This is a genomic window from Janthinobacterium sp. 61 (assembly GCF_002846335.1).
Lineage (GTDB): Bacteria > Pseudomonadota > Gammaproteobacteria > Burkholderiales > Burkholderiaceae_D > Janthinobacterium.
Map to the genome: position 1 here is coordinate 3,811,996 of NZ_PJMQ01000001.1, position 22,839 is coordinate 3,834,834.

A 22,839-nucleotide genomic window follows, 5' to 3' on the forward strand; every position below is an offset into this window, starting at 1 on the left:
GAGTCATCCATGAGCAAGGAACACATCCCCCTCTCCACCGCGGTCGGCCTGGCCTTGCAGGCAAAGGGCCTGCTGCTGGCCACGGCCGAATCGTGCACGGGCGGCGGCGTGGCGCAGGCCGTCACCGACATCAGCGGGTCGAGCGCCTGGTTCGAACGGGGCTTCGTCACCTATTCCAACGGGGCCAAAAGCAGCATGCTGGGCGTGCCCGCCGAGCTGATCGCCGCACATGGCGCCGTCAGCGAGGAAGTGGCCGCCGCCATGGCGCAAGGTACCCTGGCCCACAGCGAGGCCCAGGTGGCCGTCTCGACCACGGGCATTGCCGGCCCCACGGGCGGCGTGCCCGGCAAGCCCGTTGGCACCGTCTGCTTCGGCTGGGCCATGGACGGGCGTGTGCAGACGCAGCGACTGGTGTTTGCGGGCGATCGCCAGGCCGTGCGCGAGCAGGCGGTGGCGCACGCCCTGCGCGAACTGCTGCGTTTTATCCAGTAGCGTCGGCGATGCAGGCACGGTCGCGGCCGGCCTGCTTGGCCGCGTACAGGGCGCTGTCGGCACGCATCAGCAATTCGTGGCGGCCGGCGCCGTGGCGCGGATATTCGGCGATGCCGGCCGAAAAGGTGCAGCCGGTCAGGCTGTGCGGCGCCTGCTGGATCAGCAACTGACGGTAGCGCGCAGCGATATCGTCGATCTTGTGCGCCGCGATGGTGCTGTCGGCTTCGCGCAACAGCAGGCAGAATTCCTCGCCGCCATAACGGCACAGCATGTCGCTGCCGCGCAGCTGGCTTTCCACCAGGCGCGCGAACTGGATCAGCACTTCATCGCCAAAATTATGCCCGTAGGTATCGTTGACGCGCTTGAAGAAATCCAGATCGATGATGGCGATGGCCACGGGCGCATCCGCATCGGCTTCGTGCAAGATGGCATTGAGGCAGGTTTCAAAATGGCGGCGGTTGTACAGGCCCGTCAGGTGGTCGCGCATGGCCTGCTCCTTCAGGCTGTCCTGCAGGGAATTGACATGCAGGATCTGGTGCGCCAGTTCGCGGTTCAGGTGCTCAAGCTTGGCGTTTTCCGTCTCGCGCGCCGCCTGCAGTTCCAGCGCCTTGTCGCGCTCGGCTTTCAGGCTGTGCATTTCCTTTTCCAGGTTGCGCATCAGGCTGCGCGAGGCGCGCGCCGACCTGCTGCCGGCCTCGTAGGCGGCCTGGTATTGCTGCAGGAAACCATACGCGGCTTCCCATTCGCCCAGCTGGGCATTGATGTCGGCCAGTCCCCGCAAGATCTGCTGCTGGTGGAATGGATTGCGCGTCCAGCTCAGCAGGCTGTGCGCCTGCGTCAGGGACGCCAAGGCATGTGCCGTCTGGCCCGCGTGCAGGTCCAGCTTGCCGCGCACCAGCCACGCATGCATCTGCTCTTCCAGGTCCTGGCCCCGGCGCGCGTATTCTTCGGCCCGCAACAGCAGTTGCAAGGCGCTATCGGGCTGTTGCAGCAGGATGGCAGCGTGGGCGGCGATGCAAAACAAGAAGGCGCGCACGGCCAGGTCTTCTTCCGGCCACTCGTAAAACGGTTCCACCAGCGCCAGCGCTTCGGTCGGTTTGCCCGTGGCCAGCAGGCACATGGCCAGATTGGCCGAGACGATGGTTTGCTGGTATTTGAGCTTTTGCGTACCGATGATGTCGAGCGCCTCGACCAGCAGGGGAATGGCATCTTCATCGTTGCCCAGGTCATGCTGCGACGACGCCAGGTTCGACAGGCTGTTGACCCGGTGCGCAGGGCTGCCGAAGCGCTCGGCGATGTCCAGTGCCAGCAAAAAATTGCGCGGGCCGTCCTGCGTATCGCCACGGTTCAGGGCATCGACGCCCAGGCGCGCGTAGAGCATGAACTTGTGCAGCGAGTCGGGTATCTGCGCGGCCAGGCTGCGCGCTTGCAGGAAATGCTGCTCGGCATCGGCAAAGTCGCCGCGCCGGCTCGCATACGCGCCCTGCAGGGCCGCCACTTCCATGCCCCCTTCCAGGTCGCCGCTATGCTGGAAATACCCGCCCAGGCGCTCGCACGACGGCTCAGCCTCGCCCGCGTAATACGCCAGCCAGCAATGATTGAGTTCCGCATACGCGCCGCCGCGCGCATACTGTTGCCGTTGCGCCGCCGTCAGCGCCATCTGCGCCAGCCGGCGTGCCTGGCGGCGGTTGCCAACCAGGCAAGACAGGGCTTGCTGATTCAGACGGTCAATATCGGCTTTATCGAGACTGGAGATCGGCACTGCGTCCTCGTTCACACTCTGGGGTGGATTTTTCACACAAAACTTGCTCTGTATCAATGGTATCCTGATTAACATCATAACCAGATTCGCTGTTCCGCATGGCATATTTGCAAAGGATTGTGGTAAAAATGCCATTCGTGGCCTCGCCGGGCGCGCGCGCCGCCGTCACGGATCTTTGATTGTCACTGACGCAACAACTTGGAGTAGTCGCAATGCAAAACACGGTACATTTCATCCTGCAGGGCAAGGGCGGCATCGGCAAGACCCTCGTTTCGACCCTGCTGGCCCAATGGATAGGCGGCAAGGACGACACGCCCTTGCGCTGCTATGACACTGATCAGGAAAACGCCACGTTCTCGCGCTACAAGGCAATGAACGTCAAGCATGTGCCCGTGATGACGGATGCGCGCAACATCGACCCGAAACGCTTTGACGCGCTGATGATCGATATCCTCGACACAGACGGCAACTGCGTGGTCGACAATGGCGCGAACACATTTTCGCCGCTGATGGGCTACCTGTTGGAAAACGACTGTTTTTCGCTGCTGGAAGAATCGGGCCGCAAGGTGTATATCCACACCATCGTCGGCGGCGGCGATACCCTGCACGACACGGCCACGGGTTTTGTCGCCACGGCGCAAGCGACGAAAGTGCCGCTGGTGCTGTGGCAAAACGAACACTTCGGCCTGCTGCAATCGGCGTCCGGCAAGCAGTTTGTCGAATCGCAGTCGTATGCCGACAACCGCGCTCGCGTCAAGGGCAGCATCACCTTGAGCCAACGCAATCCCGACACCTTCGGCGCGGATGTCAAGAAAATGAACACGGCACGCCTGACGATGCAGGAAGTGCTGCAGAACGACAAGTTCAACATCATGGAAAAACAGCGCATCAAGGTCGTCTACCGCGACATCTTCGAACAACTCGACAAGGTGCAATGGTAGATGGACCAGCACAAACTGCGCAGTCACGTGTTCGACAAGACGGGCATCAAGATCGACGTTGACGACCCGATATTCGCCCTGGTGGCGCTGAACGAAGCGGTGCTGGCGGAAACCGTCGAGCGCCAACTGGCCCTGCTGGACGCCGCCACGCAAGCGCTGGCGGCGCAGGCACGCGCGGCGGGCGGCTTGCCGGCACTGCCGGCGGCAGCCATGGCCCAGCCAGCGCCGAAAGCGCCCGTACCCGCGCCATCGCCGGCCGGGCCGGCCAGCTTCACACCGCGCGAATGGCGAATGCTGGGCGCGGCCGCCATCGTCTCGCTCGCCTGCGCGCTGCTGGTGCTGGGCGGCGCGGCCCTGCTGTATAAACTGTAGCACCGACCGTTGCACCATCGCGCTGCGCCAGCCACGAGCGAGCCGCAGCATCTTCCCCCACCCTAGCCTGGAAGCATGCATGAAACCGATCAAACTGTTGGCCATTCCCGCCCTGATGCTGTCGCTGTACGGCGCCCCGCTCACCCTCGCCCACGCCGCCGGTGCGGCCGCCGCGACCGCAGCCACGGCCGTGCCAGATGTTGCCTACGAAAAATACACGCTGCCGAATGGCCTCGACGTGATCCTGGTGGAAGACCATAAATTGCCCGTCACGGCCGTCAATGTCTGGTATCACGTGGGTCCCGCGAATGAAGCGCCGGGGCTGACGGGCTTTGCGCATTTGTTCGAGCACATGATGTTTGCCGCCACCAAGCATGTGCCGCGCGGCATGGCCGACCAGTTGCTGGAAGGCGCGGGCGCCACCGATTCGAACGGCAGCACGGATTTCGACCGTACCAATTATTTCGACACGGTGCCGTCGAACCAACTGGAACTGGCCCTGTGGGCCCATTCCGACCGCATGGGCTATCTGCTGGACGTACTCGACCAGACGGCGCTGACAAACCAGCAGGACGTGGTGCGCAACGAACGCCGACAGAGCGTGGAAAATGCGCCCTATGGCATCGTGCAGGAAGCCTTGTACCACCAGCTGTTCCCGAAAACCCACCCGTATTACGCCAGCGTCATCGGTTCGCATGCGGATATCCAGAATGCCAAACTGGCCGACATCAAGGAATTCTTTACCAAATACTATGGTCCCAACAACGCCAGCCTGGTGATCGCCGGCGATATCGACAAGGCGAAGACCAAGGAACTGGTCAACAAATACTTTGGCAGCTTCAAGAGCGGCCCCGCCGTGGCCAAGCCCGATGTCGTGACGCCGCCCATCACGCAGGAACGCAGAGTCGTGGTGCAGGACCGGGTCGAGTTGCCGCGCGTCTTCATGGCCTGGCTGACGCCGTCCGCCTACGCCAAGGATGACGCGGAACTGTCGATGGCCGCGCAAATCCTGGCCGGCGGCAAGTCCAGCCGCCTGTACAAATCCCTGGTGTACGACAAGCAGATAGCGCAGGACGTGGGCGCCAACCAGAGTTCGAACGCCCTCACCTCCGTGTTTACCATCGACGTGACGGCCCGTCCCGGCCACCAGCCCGAGGAAATCGAGCAAGCCATGCAGGCGGAGCTGGAGCAGTTGCGTGCCAAGGGCCCCACCGAGAAGGAAATCGAGCGGGCCCGCAACAGCATCGAGACCGCCATGCTGAGCCAGGTGGAAAAAGTGGGTGGCAACGCCAACATGATGAACCAGTACAACCAGTACCTGGGCGACCCCGGCTACCTGGGCAAGGATATCGAACGCTACCGCCAGGTGACGGCGGCCGGCGTAAAGCGCGCCGTCGACACCTACCTGAAAAACCAGGCGCGCGTGGTCGTGTATGGCGTGCCGGGCACGCCGGACCTGGGCGCGGAAGTGGCGACACCGGCACCGGGCAAGGTCAAGGCGGCGCCAGGCACGGCCATCAATGCGGACGAGCCATGGCGCAGTACCGTGCCGAAAGCCGGTCCGGCGCCGAAGATCGTGCTGCCGCAAGCGACGTCCTTCACCCTGAGCAATGGCTTGACGGTGATCCACAATTACAACCCTGCCGTGCCGCTGGTGGCTAGCCAGCTGGTGGTGAAAAGCGGCTCGGGCGCCAATCCGCTGGCGCAGCCGGGCTTGTCGGGCTTTACGGCGCAAATGCTGCAGGAAGGCACTGCCACGCGCAGCGCGCCGCAGATCGCCGACGACGTGGCGCAACTGGGCGCTTTCCTGGGCACGGGTTCCGGTGCGGATGCCTCGTTCGCCCAGCTGACTTCGCTGAAAACCACGTTCCCGCAAGCGCTCGACGTGCTGGCCGATGTGGTGCAGCACCCGCAATTCCCCTCGGCCGAGGTGGAGCGCCAGCGCGCCAGCCGCATCGGCGAACTGGCGCAGCAGCGCGAAAACGCGGGGGCCGTGGCGGCCCGCGTGGAAGCGGCGGCCCTGTATGGTCCGCAACATCCGTACGGCACCATCCAGCTGGGCACGGAAGCGGCGCTGAAGGCCACCAGCCGCGCCGACCTGCAGGCGTTCTGGCAGCAGCACTATGTACCCAACAATGCGGCCCTGATCGTCTCGGGCGATATCGGCGCCTCGGAATTGAAGGCCTTGGCCGAAGCCAAGTTCGGCAGCTGGAAGGCTGGCACGGTGGCGCCGTCCGTGACAGCGGCGCCGGCCACGACGAAAGCCAGGCTGATCCTGGTCGACAAGCCGGGCGCGCCGCAGACGGCCGTGCGCCTGTCGACCATCGCCGTGGCCCGCACGACGCCCGACTATGCGCCGCTGCAAGTGATGAATGCGGCGCTGGGCGGCTTGTTTACGAGCCGGCTGAGTAATAACTTGCGCGAAGAGAAGGGCTACACGTATGGCGTGCGCTCGCAATTCCAGTACCGTAGCCAGCCGGGACCGTTCTCCATCGCGGCAGGGGTACGCACCGACGTGACGGGTCCGGCCGTGTCGGAAACCTTCAAGGAAATCCGCGCCATGATCGCCAAGCCGTTAACGGCCAAGGAATTGTCGAATGCGCGCAATTCGCAGGTGCTGTCGCTGCCGGGCCAGTTCGAGACGAATGCCAGCATCAGTGCCAGCATGGCCAATGTGTATATCTACGGCCTGGGCCTGGACTACTACGCGACCCTGCCGCAGCGCTTTGCGGGCGTGACGGACAAGCAGGTGCAGCAGATAGCGAAGAAATACCTGCAGCCGGAAAAGCTGATCGTCATCGGCGTGGGCGACAAGGCGAAGATCGCCCCGCAATTGAGCAAACTCAAACTGGCACCCGTGGAATTGCGCGACGCGGAGGGTAACGTCAAGTGATACTGATGGGGCTAGTCCCGTCAGGGGAATGTGTCCCAATGGGACGCATGCCGATTCCGAAGGAACTGGCCCCACATATCAAAGCTCAGCGGCGCTTGAACAGCGCCAGCTTGTCGATGAACGCCGCCACGGCCACGCCGGCCGTGTAGGCGATCAAGTCGGCCCAGCCGAAGGTGGAACCCAGTACCAGGTGACCCAGGGGATGCGCGCGCAGCTCGACGATCCATGGCGCCTGGACCAACTGGCCACATTCGACGGCAAAGCAGATCAGCAGCGAAGTCAGCGCCAGCTGCCACGTGCGCATGCGCGTGGCGATCGCGCCCAGGGCAAAGACGATCATCATGGCCCACAGGGCGTCGCCCGGATATTTGCCGAGCGCGGCGGGAAGGAATTGGGGATAAGCGCGCGAGGCCAGGCCCAGCGCGATGACAGCCACGGTTGCGCCCACCTGCAGCAGGCGGCGGCGTTCAGGTTTTACCAGGAACATATTTCCATTCAAAGACACAATTCGGGCCGAACCATTGCGGCCCGTCCGATATTGTACTGCGCCTGCCGTGCCAGCCTGGCGCATATTTCGCCATGGCAAGTTCAACCGGCACCCTTGCGCTGCACCGCCGGGCGGGACAACGCTCAGTCGCCCAGGCCCGCGTACAAGGCCGTGCTCAGGTAGCGCTCGCCAAACGACGGGATGATGGTGACGATGGTCTTGCCCGCGTTTTCCGGACGCTGCGCCACTTGCAGGGCAGCCCACAGGGCGGCGCCCGACGAGATGCCGACCAGCAAGCCTTCATCGCTGGCGGCCAGACGCGCCGTGGCGAAGGCATCGTCGTTCTTGACGCACATGATTTCGTCGTAGATGGCCGTGTTGAGTATCTGCGGCACGAAACCGGCGCCGATGCCCTGGATTGGGTGCGGCCCTTTCGTGCCTTTCGACAGCATCGGCGACGCTTCCGGTTCCACGGCAATCACTTGCAGACCAGGCTTGCGTTCCTTCAGCACCTCGCCGATGCCGGTGATCGTGCCGCCCGTGCCCACGCCGGCGACGACGATATCGACTTGACCATCCGTGTCGCGCCAGATTTCCTCGGCCGTGGTGGCGCGGTGGATGGCGGGATTGGCGGGATTGTTGAATTGCTGCAGCATCAGGTAGCGCGGATCGGCCGCGACCATTTCCTCGGCCTTGCGGATGGCGCCCAGCATGCCTTCGCTGCCGGGCGTGAGCACCAGTTCGGCGCCATAGGCGCGCAGCAGGATGCGCCGCTCGCGGCTCATGGTGTCGGGCATGACGAGGGTGCAGCGGTAGCCGCGTGCGGCGCACACCATGGCCAGCGCGATGCCCGTATTGCCGCTGGTAGGCTCGACGATGACGGTATCGGAATGGATCTTGCCCGCCGCTTCAGCAGCGACGATCATGGACAGGCCGATGCGGTCCTTGACGCTGTGGGCGGGATTGTAGAATTCGAGTTTGGCCAGGATGGTGGCCACGCTGCCGGCGGCGATGCGGTTGATGCGCACCAGGGGGGTGTTGCCGATCAGTTCAGTGACGTCGTTGGCGATGTTCATGGAAGCAATCTCCGCTATTTCAAGAAACCCCAGTCTACCGCGTTTCAGAGCGCTGATGGCAGCAGCGCGAGCATGCGCCGCCGCCAAAGTGAACAATTACTTAACGTCCAGCAATTCCACGTCGAAGATCAGTGCCGAGTTCGGCGGAATGTCGCCATTGCCGGCGCCGCGCGAGCCATAGGCCAGCTCGCCTGGAATGATCAGGGTGCGCTTGCCGCCCACTTTCATGCCCGCCACGCCCTGGTCCCAGCCCTTGATGACCATGCCCTTGCCAAGCGGGAAGTCAAACGGGCCACGGCCCACGGAGCTGTCGAACTTCTTGCCGCGCGAATCTTTCGCCAAGGGACGGTACAACCAGCCCGTGTAGTGCACGGTGACGTTACTGCCGACGGACGCTTCCTTGCCCGTACCGACCTTGTTGTCGATCAGAATCAATTTATCGGCGACAGGGCCAGGGCTCAGCGAGACGGCGGAGGCGGGAACAGGCGCTGGCGCCTGTGCCTGCGCCAGCGACGCGGCGACGGAGCAGATCAGGGCAAACAAAACGGAGCTACGCGTCATGATGTATTCTTTCAGTGAGTTTCGGTGAGATCCCTGGCCAGCCAACCGGCAGGGAATGCCAATAATAGCAAACCGCTGCAACGATAGGAAAAACTTGTCGCCCGATACACATTGTCCCCGTCTGTTTTACGCCCTGTGGCCCGACGCGGCCACGCGCGCGGCATTGGCCGCCTGGCAGGCACCCTTGCAAGGCAAGCCCGTGCGCGCAGAGAAACTGCACCTGACCCTGGCCTTCCTGGGGCAGCGCCCGGCCAGCGCTATGCCGGCCCTGCAAGAGCTACTGGGGCACTTGCCGGCGCGCGCCATGCCCCTGGTATTCGATCACGCCAGCCACTTCCCCCAGCTGGCGCTAGCCTGGGCCGCGCTGGCGCAGGCCTCGCCCGCCTTGCTGGACTTGCGCGCTGCCTGCATGCACGGCTTGGCAGAACAGGGACTGGCGCCCCGCTTCGAGCACGACCGTTTTACGCCGCACGTGACCCTGGCGCGCCAGGCGCCGCCGCCAGCCAGCCAGGACTTCGCGCCCATCGCCTGGCAGGCGGACGAACTGGTGCTGGTGGAATCGATCAAGAGCAGCGGCGACTATCGCATCCTGGCCAGCCGCAAGCTGACCTAAACAGCGCGACTTAGGCGGCGTCCGGCACTGGCACTGGCACCGCGGCAAGCTTGTCCTGACGCAAGCTTTTCAGCGCATGGGCAGCCGCCACCATGCCGAAGCTGGCCGTCACCACCACGCTGGAACCGAAACCGGCGCAATTCAAGCCCGTCACGCCGGCAGGCGTGCTGCCATCGATGGCGCACGCTTCGGCACTCTCGGGCGTGCTCAACGGTTCCATGGAAAACACGGCGTCGACGTTGAATTTGTTTTTCACGCCACGGGGGAAACCATATTCCGTGCGCAACAGTTTGCGTACTCGCTTGAGCAGCGGTTCCTGCTCCGTTTTCGACAAATCGCGCACGGCGATCAGGGTCGGGTCCGTCTGCCCGCCCGCGCTGCCGATGGTCAGCATGGGAATGTTGCGCGCGCGGCAATACGCGATCACGGCCGCTTTCGCCTTGGCATTGTCGATGGCGTCGATCAGGTAGTCGAAATCGCGCCCGCCCAGCAATTGCTCCAGGTTATCAGGGGTAATAAAATCCTCGATCTGCGTGACCTGGCAAAACGGGTTGATCAGTTCGATGCGCTCGGCCAGGGCTGTAATCTTGGCCTTGCCGATGGTGTCGCTCATGGCCTGGATCTGGCGATTGATGTTCGATTCGGCAACATTATCGAGGTCGATCAGGGTCAGGCGGCCGATGGCGCTGCGCGCCAGCGCTTCGACGATCCAGGAACCGACCCCGCCCACGCCGATCACACCCACATGGGCGGCGCGGAAGCGCGCCAACGCGGGGGCGCCATACAGGCGGGCTATGCCGCCGAAACGCCGTTCAAAATCGATCTCGGTCAAGTCCATGGAAATTAGTTCATTGGTGGAGGTATGCATGGCGCCATTTTAACGGACACTGCGCAGGCAGATATTCTAAAATAGCCGAATTGACACAGCGACAAGAGCAACTGTCGCCGCGCCCCCACACCGCCCACCACGAGAACTTGCCATGACCTCTCCCCTGTTCGACTCAGTTCCCGGCTTTGACCAGCCCATCGCCGTGCTCAAGCATTGCCACGACAAGATCCGCAAGCAACTGACGACCCTGCAAAACCTGCTGGGCCACCTGGGACAGCATGGCAACACGGCGGAAGCGCAACAGGCGGCCAAGGCAGTGTTGCAATATTTCAATAAAGCCGCCCATTTGCACCATGACGATGAAGAACAGGACCTGATGCCCATGTTGCAGGCGACGGCCACGGGCGACGACGCGGCCCTGCTTGCGACCCTGGTGCCGGAAATCCTGGCCGACCACCAGCGCATGGACCAGGCCTGGCTGACCCTGCGCCCGGAACTCGACGCCATCGCGGCCGGCACGAACTCGCAGCTGTCGCACGATGGCGTGCGCGACTACGTGGCCGCCTACCAGGCCCACATGGCCAAGGAAGAAGGACAACTGGCGCCCATGGCCAAGCGCCTGTTCAGCGCGCAGCAGATGGAGCAGCTTGGCACAGCCATGCAGCGCCGCCGAGGCATCGTGCCGGATGCGCCTGAAGTGCCGGACGCAGCCGCCGTACTGGCAGCCATGCGCACCGATTACGTGCAATCGAGCCTGAGCGAGACCGATGTGCTGGCAGATCCCATCGCCCAGTTCCAGAAATGGTTTGCCGAGGCCGTCAAGGCCCAGGTGATGGAACCGAATGCGATGGACTTGTCCACCGTCAGTCCCGACGGCAAGCCCAGCTCACGCATCGTGCTGATCAAGCAGTTCGACGAGCGCGGCTTTACCTGGTACACGAATTACAACAGCGACAAGGGCCAGCAGCTCGAACACAATCCGCACGCCGCCCTGCTGTTCTTCTGGCGCGAACTGGAGCGGCAAGTGCGCATCGAAGGCACGGTGGTGAAAACCACGGCTGCCGAGAGCGACGAGTATTTCAATGTGCGTCCCCTGCAAAGCCGCTTGTCGGCGATTGCCTCGCAGCAAAGTACGCCCATTGACAGCCGCGCCGCACTGGAAAGCAACTACGAGGCCGTCGCCGCCGCTCTCGGCGACACCCAGCCGCCGCGCCCAGCCCACTGGGGCGGCTACCGTTTGCAGCCGGAACGCATCGAATTCTGGCAGGGACGCCGCTCGCGCTTCCACGACCGCATCGTGTTTACGCGCGGTGCTGACGGGCAATGGAGCATGCAGCGCTTGCAACCATAAGCGCGCAGTCAAGGCTGTGCAAAGCAAGCTGGTCAATATAGGTGTAGGCTATGAGGGTAGAAGTTACTAAATAACATTGTTTCTCAATTTGCAGCCCCAGCTGGGGCCGCTTCATTGGAGGCCATTTTGTTTGTACAAAACCAACTCAGGTCCTGGATCGCCAGCATTCGCAGCAAGACCGCCTTGCCGCTCCGCATAGAATTGTGGAATGGCCAGCATGTCGACCTGTCCAGCGAGGTGCCGCGCGTGACCATTCGTCTGCCGACAGTCGCCTCGGCCCGCTACCTGCTGAACCCCTCGCTGGCCAATCTGGGTTCGGCCTATGTGGAAGGCAATATCGAGGTCAAGGGCACGGCGATGGACATGATTTCCATCTGCAATGCCCTCGCCCGCAACACCCTGAAACCGGAAGGCAAGCTGGCCCGCATCGTGCGCAGCTTTACGCACGACAAGAGCAAGGATGCCGAAGCCATCCGCTACCACTACGATGTGTCGAATGCCTTCTACGAGCAATTCCTCGACCCCGGCCTCGTGTATTCCTGCGCTTATTTTGAAGATGGCGATGAAACCCTGGCGCAGGCGCAAGTCAAGAAGATCGACCATATCCTGAAGAAAATCCAGCTGCAGCCGGGCCAGACCCTGCTCGATATCGGCTGCGGCTGGGGCGCGCTCGTCATCCGTGCCGCACAGCAATATGGCGCCCGCTGCGTGGGCGTGACCCTGTCGGAAAACCAGTACGCGCTGGCGCGCGAGCGCGTGGCGGCGGCCGGCCTGGCGCACCTGATCGATATCCGCCTGCAAGATTACCGCGACGTCACGGGCCAGTTCGACCGCATCACCAGCGTGGGCATGTTCGAGCACGTGGGCCTCAAACACTTGCCCGAATACTTTGCCATCATTAACAAGCTGCTGGCACCCGATGGCATGGCGATGAATCACGGCATCACCTCCACCGACCCGGACAATGGCGAAACGCCGTATGGCGGCGGGGAATTTATCGAGAAATATGTGTTTCCACACGGCGAACTGGCGCACATCGGCAATGTGCTCAAGACCATGCAGCAAGGGGGACTGGAAGTGCTGGACGTGGAAAACCTGCGGCGCCACTATGCGCGCACCTGCGCCCTGTGGACGGAGAATTTCGAAGCCAACGCCGAGCAAATTCGTCCGCTGGCGGGCGAACGGCGCTTCCGCATCTGGCACGTCTATCTGGCCGGCTGCGCCTATGCCTTCGAGCAAGATTTGATCAGCCTGTACCAGATCGTCTGCGTGAAGGCGGGAAGGCGTTCCACCAACCTGCCCTGGTCGCGCAACTACATGTATGCGCGCGATGCCAGGCCCGCGCCCGTGCTCACGACCTGACAGGCGCGCGCGGCGCTGGAGGCTGCCTCACTTCAGGCGCCCCGCATACATGGCGCGGAATTTCTCCACCTTGGGCGCGACGACCAGCGCGCAATACCCCTGCAAGGGATGCTGCTCTGCATAATTCTGGTGGTAATCCTCGGCTGTATAAAAAGCTTGCGCCGGCGCCAGTTGCGTGACGATGGGCGCATCCCACACGCCGGCCATCTCGGCGAGTACCTTGCGCGCCACTTTTTCCTGCTCGGGCGACTGGTAATAGATGACGGAACGGAATTGCGTGCCGACATCGTTACCCTGCCGGTTCACGGTGGTGGGGTCGTGCAGCGTAAAAAAAATTTCCAGCAAGTCGTGGTAAGGGATGATGGCGGGATCGAATTCCAGGCGCACCACTTCCGCGTGGCCCGTGTCGCCCGTGCAAACCTGTTCATACGTGGGATCGGGCACGCTGCCGCCCGTATAGCCGGACGCGACGCGCGTCACGCCGCGCACTTCCCCAAACACGGCGGCGTGGCACCAAAAACAGCCACCGCCCAGTATCGCCACTTCCGTCTGCTGATCCATGATGTCCTCCCGCAATGCTGCTGCGCCTTGTCATTTCACTACTGTAACGCAAAGCGCCGTGGTCTGCAGCGCCGCTAGAAACGGCGCGTGGTGCACCGCACATACGGGCATGCCGACGACGATTGCGCTGGCGTGGCCGATTTTTGGCATAATGTCAGCAAATAGACAGGTCACCCATGAACACACGCTCTCCCCGCGCGCCAGCGCAAGAATTCGATACGACACATTTCCGCCAGGCACTGTCGCAGTTTGCCACCGGCGTGACGGTCATTACGACGCGCCTGGCCGACGGCAGTTTCCGTGGCTTGACGGCCAGTTCCTTCAATTCCGTCTCGCTATCGCCGCCCCTGGTGCTGTGGAGCCTCGGTTCCGTGGCGAACAGCATGCCCATTTTCAGCGGCAACTCGCATTACGTCATCAACGTGCTGGGCGCCGACCAGGCGGAACTGGCTACGCGCTTTTCACGCCGCACGCCGAATCCCTTCGACAACGTCGAATACGAACTGTCGCGCACGGGCCAGCCCATCCTGAAAGGCGCATCGGCCTGGTTCGAATGCCACAACCGCAGCCGCTATCCGGAAGGCGACCACGTCATTTTCGTGGGCGAAGTGGAACAATGTGCGTTTGCCGCGCAGCCGCCCTTGATCTTCCATAATGGAAAGTTCAATACACCGCCAGCCTGAGCGGGACAAAAAAAAATCCGCCGAGGCGGATTTTTTGTTTTACAGGGTAAAGTTGTACCCGATGCTGACACTCACGGCAACCGGATCGAGCTTGATGTCCTGCGTCTGCCCCGTCGAGAATTTCGCCTTGGTTTTCAGGTAGGTCTTGACCACGGCTACGTCAGCAAACCAGCGCTCGTTGAAGGCCACGGTGCTGCCGACCACCAGGCTGCCTGTCAGCTTGTTGTCCATGCGATAGGTCACTGGTTTTCCACCCGGATCCAGCAAGGCCGTCATCTGACCCGAGCCGGTTTCCTTCTGGAAATAAGCATACGTCAAGCCCGCGCCCACGTATGGACGGATCATCGCATTGGGCTGGAAGAAACGGTACTGGATGAAGGCCGTCGGCGGCAAGACTTCCGCCGTGCCCAGCTTGCCTGTGCCCTTGATGGAGCCGTCGCCAAGCAGGTCGTGCTTGTATGGCACGCCCAGGATCATTTCAGCGGAAATATTGTCCGTGAGCATGTAGGCAAAGCTCAGGATGGGCTTGGTATCGGCCTCGACGTCGGCTTTCGTGCCCGGCAGTGCCGGTGCGGAAATGTCGCCACTGTCGACATGCGGCGTGATCTTGTTAACGCCAGCCTTGACCATCCAGGTGCCTGCGCTTTGCGCCGAAGCGCCCGTCGCCATGGCCATCGCGGCGGCGGCGGCCAGCACGCGTACAGCGGTATTCAAACGATTCTTCATCTTGTCTCCTGATCATTATGTGCGGATAGTTCAGCTATCCAGTCTTGTCACTGCCAGCCGCGTCCCGCGGACGCAGCCGGCACGGCCATTCCTTACAGCCAGCCCCGCACGACCATGTCCTTGGCCACATAACGGGCCAGCAACAGATTGTTGAACGGCGTAGGATGCACATCGTCGGCATACGAGTAGTGGCTGACATCGCCCGCTTTCAGGTTCGTGCCATTGCACACCAGCGAGCTGCCCAGGATATTGCCTGGCGCGCTCAAATCGCACGCCGTCTCGCTGACGTTGGTCAAGCCATACGGGCCGGGATTGACGCCCTGGTCATGGCTGACGGCAAACACGTCGACCAGCAATACTTTCGCATTGCCATTCAAGCCGGCGCTCAGTTCGCCATTGAAGGCGCTGACCATGGCGTTGATGAGCGCCTTGGTATTGGCATCCTTGCTCAAGCCCGATGGCGTACCGGCCACGTCAGGCAGGTTGTTGACTATCACGTAGTTGGCGCCCTTGGCGATGATCTGGTCCTTGACCAGCGCCACCAGCTCCTTGCCTGCCTGTCCCATCGCCGTCACCAGCAACGGCCCCTGAGCCGCGGCGTAATCGGCACCTGCCTTGGCGCCGGCAGCATTGCCCGTCACCGTCGCATCGGCTTGCGCCTTGGCGGCCGCAGCGGCGGCCAGCGATGGGGCATTCGTATTGCCAGCAATAACGGCGGCTTGCACGGCAGCACCGACGATGGTCGTCGATGTCGCGCCCGGCGCCGCACTGGCCGTTTTGATGGCGGCACCGATGGAGGCTGCGGCCGTGGCCGGATTGGTAGCGCCGGCCGCCAGGGCCAGCGCTAGGTTGGTGGCGAAGGCTTGTGCCCCCGCAGCAGCACCAGCGGCCTGGCCAGCAGCGGTCGCGCCCGCTTGCAATGCACCCAGCTGGTACAGCACGTCATTACCACCTGCCATCACGAAAACGGCTTCCGTGCCGCTGAACTTGCCGCCTGACACAGCCAGGTGATTGGCGATCTGCGTCACCACGGGTACGGTCAAAGCGCCCAGCGCACTGCCCGTCAGCTTATTGTTCGGGCCAACCGGATTGGTCACGCGCGAGCCGCCCATGGCGTAGCCGTAGCAGCCTGCATGCTTGACGCGCGCCACGGACAAGCCTTGCGCCGCATTGCCTTCCAGACCAGTCTCGGCGGCACACGGCACGGCCAGGCCAAATTGCGCGGCCAAGTGCTCGGTCCAGTTCTTGCCCGTCAGTTCAGGATTGATCTTGGTATTGTCGCCATTGATGGTGAACTTGCCGCCACCTTTCGCCAGCACCGTGCCCACGGCATACGAACCGACATCGGACAGGCTGTCGCCGAACGACACCTGCGCCGTGTATTTGACTTTCAAGGCTTGATCACCGCCACTGGCGCCGCCGCAACCTGCCAGGACAGCCGCAGCCAGCACGGCCAGCGCGAATTTTGTTTGATGCATTTTGTCTCCTCGGTCTTTTTTCTGGTTTCTAAACGAACGGGCGTGCTATTCGCTACCCAACTAATATGCCATCGTTCCTCAGGCTTGTATAGAAAATATGTTTTAAAAATCAACGAAATAACAACACTGGCAGCGCCCTGTCACGACAGGGTGATTGCATGAATTATGGGGGATTTAAGATGTTTCGTGGCAAGCATCGCTATTGCGCTGCATCAAGAAAAAGCCCCTTGCGGGGCTTTTCATCATGCGGACAGAAACTGCTGCAAGATACCACTTGAGCCGAACGCGGCACGCCGCAAACGGTCATTCACGCCCAACCACTCGGGGCCGGTGGGCGGTGCTTCGACGAGTATCAGCTCAGCGCCGACCTGGTCCATCGTGCGCAGCGAGGCATACAGCGCATGTGCGTAATTTTCCGGGCTGGCTACCAGGCGTACGCTGGCGCTGGCCGGCGGCAGATCCGAGTAATGGATCAGGGCCACGCGGCGTCCGTCATTGAGCAGGCGGTTCAAGGTGGCGCGCACGTCGTCGCTGTGCTGCATCGCAACAGGCGTATGTGGCGCGTAATGCGATTCCAGGGTGCCCGAGGCACGCGGCGCAGCGGCGTCGGCCATGGCTGGTGCGCGGCCGATGACGGCGGCGATCTGCTCGCTGCTGATATGGCCGGGACGCAAGAGTACGGGACCGTGCGTGGCCAGGCGCGACAGGTCGACGATGGTCGACTCGATGCCCACGTCGCTCTGCCCGCCATCGAGGACGAGGCCCAGCAAGCCGCTGTCGAGTTCTACCGCGAATTCATCGCGCACGTGTTGCGCCGTGGTGGGGCTGACATTGCCGAATTTGTTCGCCGACGGCGCCGCCAGGCCGCCCTTGCCCCCCTTGAAGCTGCGTAGCAAGGCAATTGCCACCGGGTGCGACGGGCAGCGCAAGCCCACCGTATCCTGGCCACCGGAAACGGCGTCCGGGATATGCGCGGCGCGCTTGACGATCAGGGTCAGCGGACCGGGCCAGAAAGCGGCCACCAGCTGTTCCGCCTCGACCGGAATGTCATCGGACCAGTGCGCCAAGTCGGCACCGGGCGCCACATGCACGATCACGGGGTGGTCCGATGGACGACCCTTGGCTTCGTAAATGCGCGCCACGGCGGCCGGGTTTTCCGCATCGGCGCCCAGGCCATATACCGTTTCTGTCGGGAAAGCGACGAGGCCGCCCGCTTCCAGCACGGCGGCGGCCGCAGCCAGGTCTTGTGCGGGCAAGGTCACGGCGCGATTCCCAGGATCAGGCAAGCGTCGCGCAGGCGCTGCTGCGCCTCTTGCAGGCTGGACGCGATGAAGGTCAGGTGGCCCATCTTGCGCCCGCGGCGCGGATCGTCCTTGCCATACAGATGTAAACAGGCGCCCGGCAGCGCCAGCACCTGGTCCCACGCCGGTTCGCTGGCAAGCTCGCTGCCGTCGGCAAACCAGACATCGCCCAGGATATTGAGCATCACGGCCGGCGAATGCTGGCGCACGTCGCCCAGCGGCAAGCGCGCCATGGCCCGCACCTGCTGCGCGAACTGGCTGGTGACACAGGCATCCATCGTGTAATGGCCGCTGTTGTGCGGACGCGGCGCCATTTCATTGACCACCAGGCTGCCGTCGGTGAGCACAAAAAATTCGATGCACAGCACGCCGACATAGCCGAGTTCCGCGACCATGGCTTGCGCCGCCCGCTGCGCCCTGGCGGCGCAGTCGTCCGACACGTTCGGCCCCGGCACGGTGGTCGTAAACAAGACGCCATCGCGGTGCACGTTTTCGGCGATCGGATACACGACCGATACGCCGTCCACGCCGCGCGCCGTCAGCACGGACACTTCGTACGCCAGCGGCAGCATTTTCTCCAGCAAGCAAGTTACCTCGCCCATTTCGGCAAAGGCGGCGCGCACCTCGTCGCGCGTGCGCACGCGGAACTGGCCCTTGCCGTCATAGCCCATGCGTACGGTTTTCAGTATGCCCGGCAGCAAGTCGTCGGGGATGGCATCGATATCGTGCTGCGTGGCAATCACCATGTGCGGCGCCGGCAACACGCCGGACTTGTCCGCGCAGTCGACAAAGAAACGCTTTTCCGCGATGCGGTCTTGCGCCACCGACACGCCATGCGCATTCGGTGCCACGAAGACCCGCTCGGCCAGGCGCGACAGGCTGTCGGCCGGCACGTTCTCGAATTCCGTGGTGACGGCCAGGCATTGCCCCGCCAGCGCGTCGAGACCGTCAAGGTCGCTGTAGCCGGCATTGACCAGACGCTGCGCCACCTGCCCCGCGGGGCAGGCATCGGACGGTTCCAGTACCGCAACCTGATAGCCCATGCTCTGGGCGGCCTGGGCAAACATGCGGCCGAGCTGGCCGCCGCCCATCACGCCCAGCCACGCCGGTGGGTTGGCGGCAGGCAGCAATGGGGAAGTCGATTTACTATTCATTATTTTTCAAACACATTATTCAGGCAAGACCATGGCCTTGGCGGCGGCCGTTTGCGTGGCACGGAAGGCTTCCAGCTGGTCGGCCAGGGCGTCGTCATTGGCGGCAAGCATCGCCACCGCCGTCAGCGCTGCATTCGCCGCGCCCGCTTCGCCGATGGCGAAGGTGGCTACCGGAACGCCCTTGGGCATTTGCAGGATGGACAGCATGGAATCTTCGCCGCGCAGGTATTTCGACGGCACGGGCACGCCCAGCACGGGCACGATGGTCATCGCCGCCACCATGCCAGGCAGGTGGGCCGCGCCACCGGCGCCGGCGATGATGGCGCGCAAGCCGCGCGCGCGCGCGCTTTTCGCGTACGCATACATCTCGTCGGGCATGCGGTGCGCGGAAATGACTTGCGCCTCGTACGGCACGCCAAACTGTTTCAGGATGGCAACCGCATTCTGCATCACTTCCCAGTCCGAGGACGAGCCCATGATGACGCCAACCAGCGGCTTGGGGTTCAACTTGTGCTCACTCATCTCAGGCCTTCAGCTTCTCGCCCGTCAGGCGTTCGATGGCTTCGAAGTACTTGGCCTGGGTTTTTTCAATGACATCGGCCGGCAGCGCAGGCGCCGGCGCGGTCTTGCCCCAAGTCAACGTTTCCAGGTAATCACGCACGAATTGCTTGTCGAATGACGGCGGCGAGATGCCAGGCTGGTAGGAATCGGCAGGCCAGAAACGCGACGAGTCGGCCGTCAGCACTTCATCCATCAAATGCATCACGCCATTGTCGTCCAGGCCGAATTCGAATTTGGTGTCGGCAATGATGATGCCGCGCGTGGCTGCGTACTCGGCGGCAGTCTTGTACAGGGCAATGGCGACATCGCGCATCTTGGCGGCCAGGTCGGCACCGATGCGCTGTTCCATTTCCGCAAAGCTGATGTTTTCGTCATGCTCGCCCAGCTCGGCCTTGGCCGCCGGTGTGAAAATCGGTTCCGGCAGTTTTTCCGCCTGTTGCAGGCCCGCTGGCAATTGAATGCCGCAGATGCTGCCCGTGTCCTGGTAATCCTTCCAGCCCGAACCGATGATGTAGCCGCGCACGACCGCCTCGACCATGATGGGCTTCAAGCGCTTGGCCACCACGGCGCGGCCTTTGACTTGCTCCACTTCATCTGCTGCCACCACGGATTCCGGCGCCACGCCGGTCAGGTGGTTCGGCACGATATGGCCCAGTTTCTCGAACCAGAAGTCGCTCATCTGGTTGAGGACCTTGCCCTTGCCGGGGATAGGCTCGTTCATGACGACATCGAAGGCCGACAGGCGGTCCGTGGTGACGATCAGGATCTTGTCGTCGCCGACGGCGTAATTGTCGCGGACCTTGCCGTGGCCCAGCAATGGCAGGGAGTGGATGGAAGTCTGATAGAGGCTGTTCATAGCGGGGGAATAGTTGGATGAAACGAAACCGGCAGACGGGGGATGCCCGCCGGTCGAGAAAATCGGGCACGGAGCATTGCTTCCGGCCCGTTCCAGACAGAATTTTACTTCACAATTTGCGACAGCTCGCCGGCCTTGTAGCGCTCGGCCATTTTTTCCATCGTGATGACCTTGATCTTCGACGCCTGGCCTTCGCAGCCGAAGGCCTGCATGCGCGCGCGCACGATTTGCTCGGCAGCGGTGCGGGCTGGCTTCAGGAAGTCGCGCGGGTCGAATTTCGATGGGTTTTCAAACAGGTACTTGCGGATCGCGGCCGTCATCGCCAGGCGGATGTCGGTGTCGATGTTGATCTTGCGCACGCCGTGACGGATGCCTTCCTGGATTTCTTCCACTGGCACGCCGTAGGTTTCCTTCATGTCGCCGCCGAATTCGCGGATGATGGCCAGCAATTCCTGCGGCACCGACGAGGAACCGTGCATCACCAGGTGGGTGTTCGGAATGCGCGCGTGGATTTCCTTGATGCGGTCGATGGCCAGGATGTCGCCCGTCGGCTTGCGCGTGAATTTGTACGCGCCGTGCGAGGTGCCGATGGCGATCGCCAGGGCGTCGCACTGGGTGCGCTGCACGAAGTCGGCCGCTTGCGCCACGTCCGTCAGCAGTTGCTCGCGGGTCATCGTGCCGTCGGCGCCGTGGCCGTCTTCCTTGTCGCCCTTCATGGTTTCCAGCGAACCGAGCACACCCAGTTCCGCTTCCACCGTCACGCCAATGGCGTGCGAGAATTTCACCACTTCACGCGATACTTCCACGTTGTATTCGTAGGAAGCAACCGACTTGCCATCCGCTTCCAGCGAGCCGTCCATCATCACGGACGTGAAGCCCGAGCGGATGGCGGCCATGCAGACAGCCGGCGACTGGCCGTGATCCTGGTGCATGACGACGGGAATGTGCGGATACGCTTCGACGGCGGCGTCGATCAGGTGGCGCAGGAAGGCTTCACCGGCGTACTTGCGCGCGCCAGCAGACGCCTGCATGATCACCGGGCTGTTGAGCGCATCGGCGGCAGCCATGATGGCTTGCACTTGCTCCAGGTTATTGACGTTGAAAGCAGGAATGCCATAACCGTTTTCGGCGGCATGGTCCAGCAGTTGACGCATGGATACGAGAGACATGGTAATACTCCAGAGAACAATAGAAACTGTTGCGGCGCTTCGCGGTCGATAACCGCGCCGGCGCCTGAATTCTTGGGCCTTTATTCAAACTCGCCGACTGTCACAATCTTCAATGCATTCGTGCCGCCCACCTGGCCCATCGGCTCGCCCCAGGTGACGACGATCATGTCGCCCTTCCTGACAATGCCCTGCGCCACCAGCAGCTCTTCCGCCTGCTTCAGCACTTGCGCGCTGGGGGCGTTCTGCATCAGATGATACGCCCGAACATTGCGGTACAGTGCGGCTTTGCGCAAAGTGGTGACACTGGGTGTGAGCGCGTAGATCGGCGTGTCGATGCTGTGGCGGCTCATCCACAAGGCGGTGGAACCGGATTCCGTCAGCGCCACGATGGCTTTGACGCGCAAGTGATGGGCCGTGAACAGGGCGCCATACGCGATCGACTGGTCGATGCGGGTAAATGTGACGTTGAGGAAATCGGCATCGAGCTTGTTGTATTCGGACTGTTCCGCCTCGACGCAGATGGCGGCCATCATTTCCACCGTCTCGATCGGGTACTTGCCCGACGCCGTCTCGGCCGACGTCATGACGGCGTCCGTGCCATCGAGCACGGCATTGGCCACGTCGGACACTTCGGCGCGGGTCGGCACGGCGTTGACAATCATCGATTCCATCATCTGCGTGGCAGTAATGGCCAGTTTGTTCGACGCGCGCGCCATCTTGATCATGCGCTTTTGCAGGGCCGGCACGGCCGCGTTGCCCACCTCGACGGCCAGGTCGCCACGCGCCACCATGATGCCGTCGGACGCGTCGAGAATCTCTTGCAGTGCAGGAATGGCTTCGGCACGCTCGATCTTGGCGATCATCATCGGCTTGTGGTGGTACGGTTCGCCGGCGATATTGGCCAGCTGGCGCGCCATTTCCATGTCGGTTGCGCATTTCGGGAAGGAAATTGCCAAATAGTCGGCCTGGAAACTCATGGCCGTCTTGATATCCTCCATATCCTTGGCCGTCAGCGCGGGCGCTGACAGGCCGCCACCCTGGCGGTTGATACCCTTGTTGTTCGACAACTCGCCGCCGATCTTGACGGTGGTGTGGATTTCGCTGCCGTGGATGCGTTCGACGATCAGCACGATGAGGCCGTCGTTCAGCAGCAGCACGTCACCCTTGTGCAAGTCGCGCGGCAGGGCCTTGTAATCGAGACCTACCCGTTCCTGGTTGCCCAGTTCGCCATTTTCGCCCCACTTGGCGTCGAGAATGAAGCGTTCGCCCGCTTCGAGCTCGATGCGCGTGTTTTCAAACTTGCCGACACGAATCTTCGGCCCTTGCATGTCGGCCATGATGGCCACTTCGCGGCCGCATTCGGCCGCCGCCAGGCGCACCAGTGCGGCGCGGTCGATATGGTCTTGCGCCTTGCCGTGGGAAAAATTCAAACGCACCACGTCGACACCCGCACGTATCATCTTCACCAGGATGTCGAAGTCGGTGGAGGCGGGGCCGATTGTTGCTACGATTTTTGTACCGCGTGGCATAGGAATCCTTGTGCGCCAACAAGACGCTAGCTGAGCAAGACCTGGCGGCTGCGCCGCCCGGCAAGGTAAAAGCGCAGCGGTC

Annotated in this window: 22 protein-coding genes; 8 read left to right on the forward strand and 14 right to left on the reverse strand. The window is 62.6% G+C overall.

What is annotated here, in order from left to right; genetic code table 11:
* Positions 1–9 precede the first annotated feature (9 nt).
* On the forward strand, positions 10–492 hold the full coding sequence (locus CLU92_RS17350; RefSeq protein ID WP_101482912.1) for a CinA family protein: 483 nt from the start codon (positions 10–12) through the stop codon (positions 490–492).
* Here CLU92_RS17350 and CLU92_RS17355 read toward each other — a convergent pair.
* Positions 482–2,290: a diguanylate cyclase gene (locus CLU92_RS17355; RefSeq protein ID WP_257561110.1), complete on the reverse strand. Its 1,809-nt coding sequence runs from the start codon at positions 2,288–2,290 to the stop codon at positions 482–484. The genes CLU92_RS17350 and CLU92_RS17355 overlap by 11 nt on opposite strands.
* A 176-nt stretch (positions 2,291–2,466) precedes the next feature.
* On the opposite strand from CLU92_RS17355, the gene CLU92_RS17360 reads away from it, so the two are divergent.
* The 3 genes from CLU92_RS17360 to CLU92_RS17370 all read left to right on the forward strand — a co-directional run bounded on the left by CLU92_RS17360 (position 2,467) and on the right by CLU92_RS17370 (position 6,460).
* Positions 2,467–3,195 (forward strand): hypothetical protein, encoded by a 729-nt coding sequence (locus CLU92_RS17360; protein WP_101482913.1) that lies wholly within the window; start codon positions 2,467–2,469, stop codon positions 3,193–3,195.
* Entirely contained in the window at positions 3,196–3,567 is a 372-nt protein-coding gene (locus tag CLU92_RS17365; protein WP_101482914.1) for a hypothetical protein, read from the forward strand.
* Positions 3,568–3,646: 79 nt separating this feature from the next.
* Complete coding sequence (locus tag CLU92_RS17370; RefSeq protein WP_101482915.1) at positions 3,647–6,460, forward strand: pitrilysin family protein; 2,814 nt, start codon at positions 3,647–3,649, stop codon at positions 6,458–6,460.
* A gap of 85 nt (positions 6,461–6,545) precedes the next feature.
* Here the strand turns inward: CLU92_RS17370 and CLU92_RS17375 are convergent, their stop codons facing one another.
* From CLU92_RS17375 to CLU92_RS17385, 3 genes are all read right to left on the reverse strand, one after another.
* Entirely contained in the window at positions 6,546–6,947 is a 402-nt protein-coding gene (locus tag CLU92_RS17375) for a DUF2809 domain-containing protein (protein WP_101482916.1), read from the reverse strand.
* A 143-nt stretch (positions 6,948–7,090) separates the two neighbouring features.
* Positions 7,091–8,023: a cysteine synthase A gene (gene cysK, locus CLU92_RS17380; protein WP_101482917.1), complete on the reverse strand. Its 933-nt coding sequence runs from the start codon at positions 8,021–8,023 to the stop codon at positions 7,091–7,093.
* Positions 8,024–8,119: 96 nt separating this feature from the next.
* Positions 8,120–8,584: an FKBP-type peptidyl-prolyl cis-trans isomerase gene (locus tag CLU92_RS17385; protein WP_101482918.1), complete on the reverse strand. Its 465-nt coding sequence runs from the start codon at positions 8,582–8,584 to the stop codon at positions 8,120–8,122.
* Positions 8,585–8,678: 94 nt separating this feature from the next.
* Between CLU92_RS17385 and thpR the strand changes: the two genes are divergently transcribed.
* Entirely contained in the window at positions 8,679–9,197 is a 519-nt protein-coding gene (gene thpR, locus CLU92_RS17390) for an RNA 2',3'-cyclic phosphodiesterase (protein ID WP_166674686.1), read from the forward strand.
* 10 nt (positions 9,198–9,207) lie between these two features.
* Here thpR and CLU92_RS17395 read toward each other — a convergent pair whose 3' ends face one another.
* Positions 9,208–10,065: a tRNA threonylcarbamoyladenosine dehydratase gene (locus tag CLU92_RS17395; RefSeq protein ID WP_257561111.1), complete on the reverse strand. Its 858-nt coding sequence runs from the start codon at positions 10,063–10,065 to the stop codon at positions 9,208–9,210.
* Between the two features lie 112 nt (positions 10,066–10,177).
* Here CLU92_RS17395 and pdxH point away from each other — a divergent pair, with 112 nt between their 5' ends.
* Together pdxH and CLU92_RS17405 are read left to right on the forward strand one after the other, a co-directional pair.
* Positions 10,178–11,377, forward strand: a complete 1,200-nt coding sequence (gene pdxH, locus CLU92_RS17400; RefSeq protein WP_101482921.1) for a pyridoxamine 5'-phosphate oxidase — start codon at positions 10,178–10,180, stop codon at positions 11,375–11,377.
* 126 nt (positions 11,378–11,503) lie between these two features.
* A complete protein-coding gene (locus CLU92_RS17405) occupies positions 11,504–12,739 on the forward strand; it encodes a cyclopropane-fatty-acyl-phospholipid synthase family protein (RefSeq protein WP_101484742.1) in 1,236 nt (411 codons plus the stop codon).
* 27 nt (positions 12,740–12,766) lie between these two features.
* Here CLU92_RS17405 and msrA read toward each other — a convergent pair whose 3' ends face one another.
* Positions 12,767–13,300: a peptide-methionine (S)-S-oxide reductase MsrA gene (gene msrA / locus CLU92_RS17410; RefSeq protein WP_101482922.1), complete on the reverse strand. Its 534-nt coding sequence runs from the start codon at positions 13,298–13,300 to the stop codon at positions 12,767–12,769.
* A 176-nt stretch (positions 13,301–13,476) separates the two neighbouring features.
* Here msrA and CLU92_RS17415 point away from each other — a divergent pair, with 176 nt between their 5' ends.
* Positions 13,477–13,983 (forward strand): flavin reductase family protein, encoded by a 507-nt coding sequence (locus CLU92_RS17415; protein ID WP_101482923.1) that lies wholly within the window; start codon positions 13,477–13,479, stop codon positions 13,981–13,983.
* A gap of 39 nt (positions 13,984–14,022) precedes the next feature.
* On the opposite strand, the gene CLU92_RS17420 is transcribed toward CLU92_RS17415, so the two are convergent.
* The 8 genes from CLU92_RS17420 to pyk form a co-directional block, all read right to left on the reverse strand.
* Positions 14,023–14,709 (reverse strand): OmpW family protein, encoded by a 687-nt coding sequence (locus CLU92_RS17420; RefSeq protein WP_180338536.1) that lies wholly within the window; start codon positions 14,707–14,709, stop codon positions 14,023–14,025.
* Between the two features lie 92 nt (positions 14,710–14,801).
* Positions 14,802–16,187, reverse strand: a complete 1,386-nt coding sequence (locus CLU92_RS17425) for an SGNH/GDSL hydrolase family protein (RefSeq protein ID WP_101482924.1) — start codon at positions 16,185–16,187, stop codon at positions 14,802–14,804.
* A gap of 242 nt (positions 16,188–16,429) precedes the next feature.
* Positions 16,430–17,449 (reverse strand): L-threonylcarbamoyladenylate synthase, encoded by a 1,020-nt coding sequence (locus CLU92_RS17430; protein WP_101482925.1) that lies wholly within the window; start codon positions 17,447–17,449, stop codon positions 16,430–16,432.
* Positions 17,446–18,642: a 5-(carboxyamino)imidazole ribonucleotide synthase gene (locus CLU92_RS17435; protein ID WP_101482926.1), complete on the reverse strand. Its 1,197-nt coding sequence runs from the start codon at positions 18,640–18,642 to the stop codon at positions 17,446–17,448. Before CLU92_RS17435 ends, CLU92_RS17430 begins: the two co-directional genes overlap by 4 nt.
* 15 nt (positions 18,643–18,657) lie before the next feature.
* Positions 18,658–19,164, reverse strand: coding sequence for a 5-(carboxyamino)imidazole ribonucleotide mutase (gene purE, locus CLU92_RS17440; protein ID WP_101482927.1), 507 nt, complete (start codon positions 19,162–19,164; stop codon positions 18,658–18,660).
* Position 19,165: 1 nt separating this feature from the next.
* Positions 19,166–20,059 (reverse strand): phosphoribosylaminoimidazolesuccinocarboxamide synthase, encoded by an 894-nt coding sequence (locus tag CLU92_RS17445; protein ID WP_101482928.1) that lies wholly within the window; start codon positions 20,057–20,059, stop codon positions 19,166–19,168.
* A gap of 104 nt (positions 20,060–20,163) precedes the next feature.
* Entirely contained in the window at positions 20,164–21,228 is a 1,065-nt protein-coding gene (gene fba / locus CLU92_RS17450; protein WP_010401625.1) for a class II fructose-bisphosphate aldolase, read from the reverse strand.
* An 80-nt stretch (positions 21,229–21,308) separates the two neighbouring features.
* Entirely contained in the window at positions 21,309–22,757 is a 1,449-nt protein-coding gene (gene pyk / locus CLU92_RS17455) for a pyruvate kinase (protein ID WP_101482929.1), read from the reverse strand.
* Between the last annotated feature and the right edge of the window lie 82 nt (positions 22,758–22,839).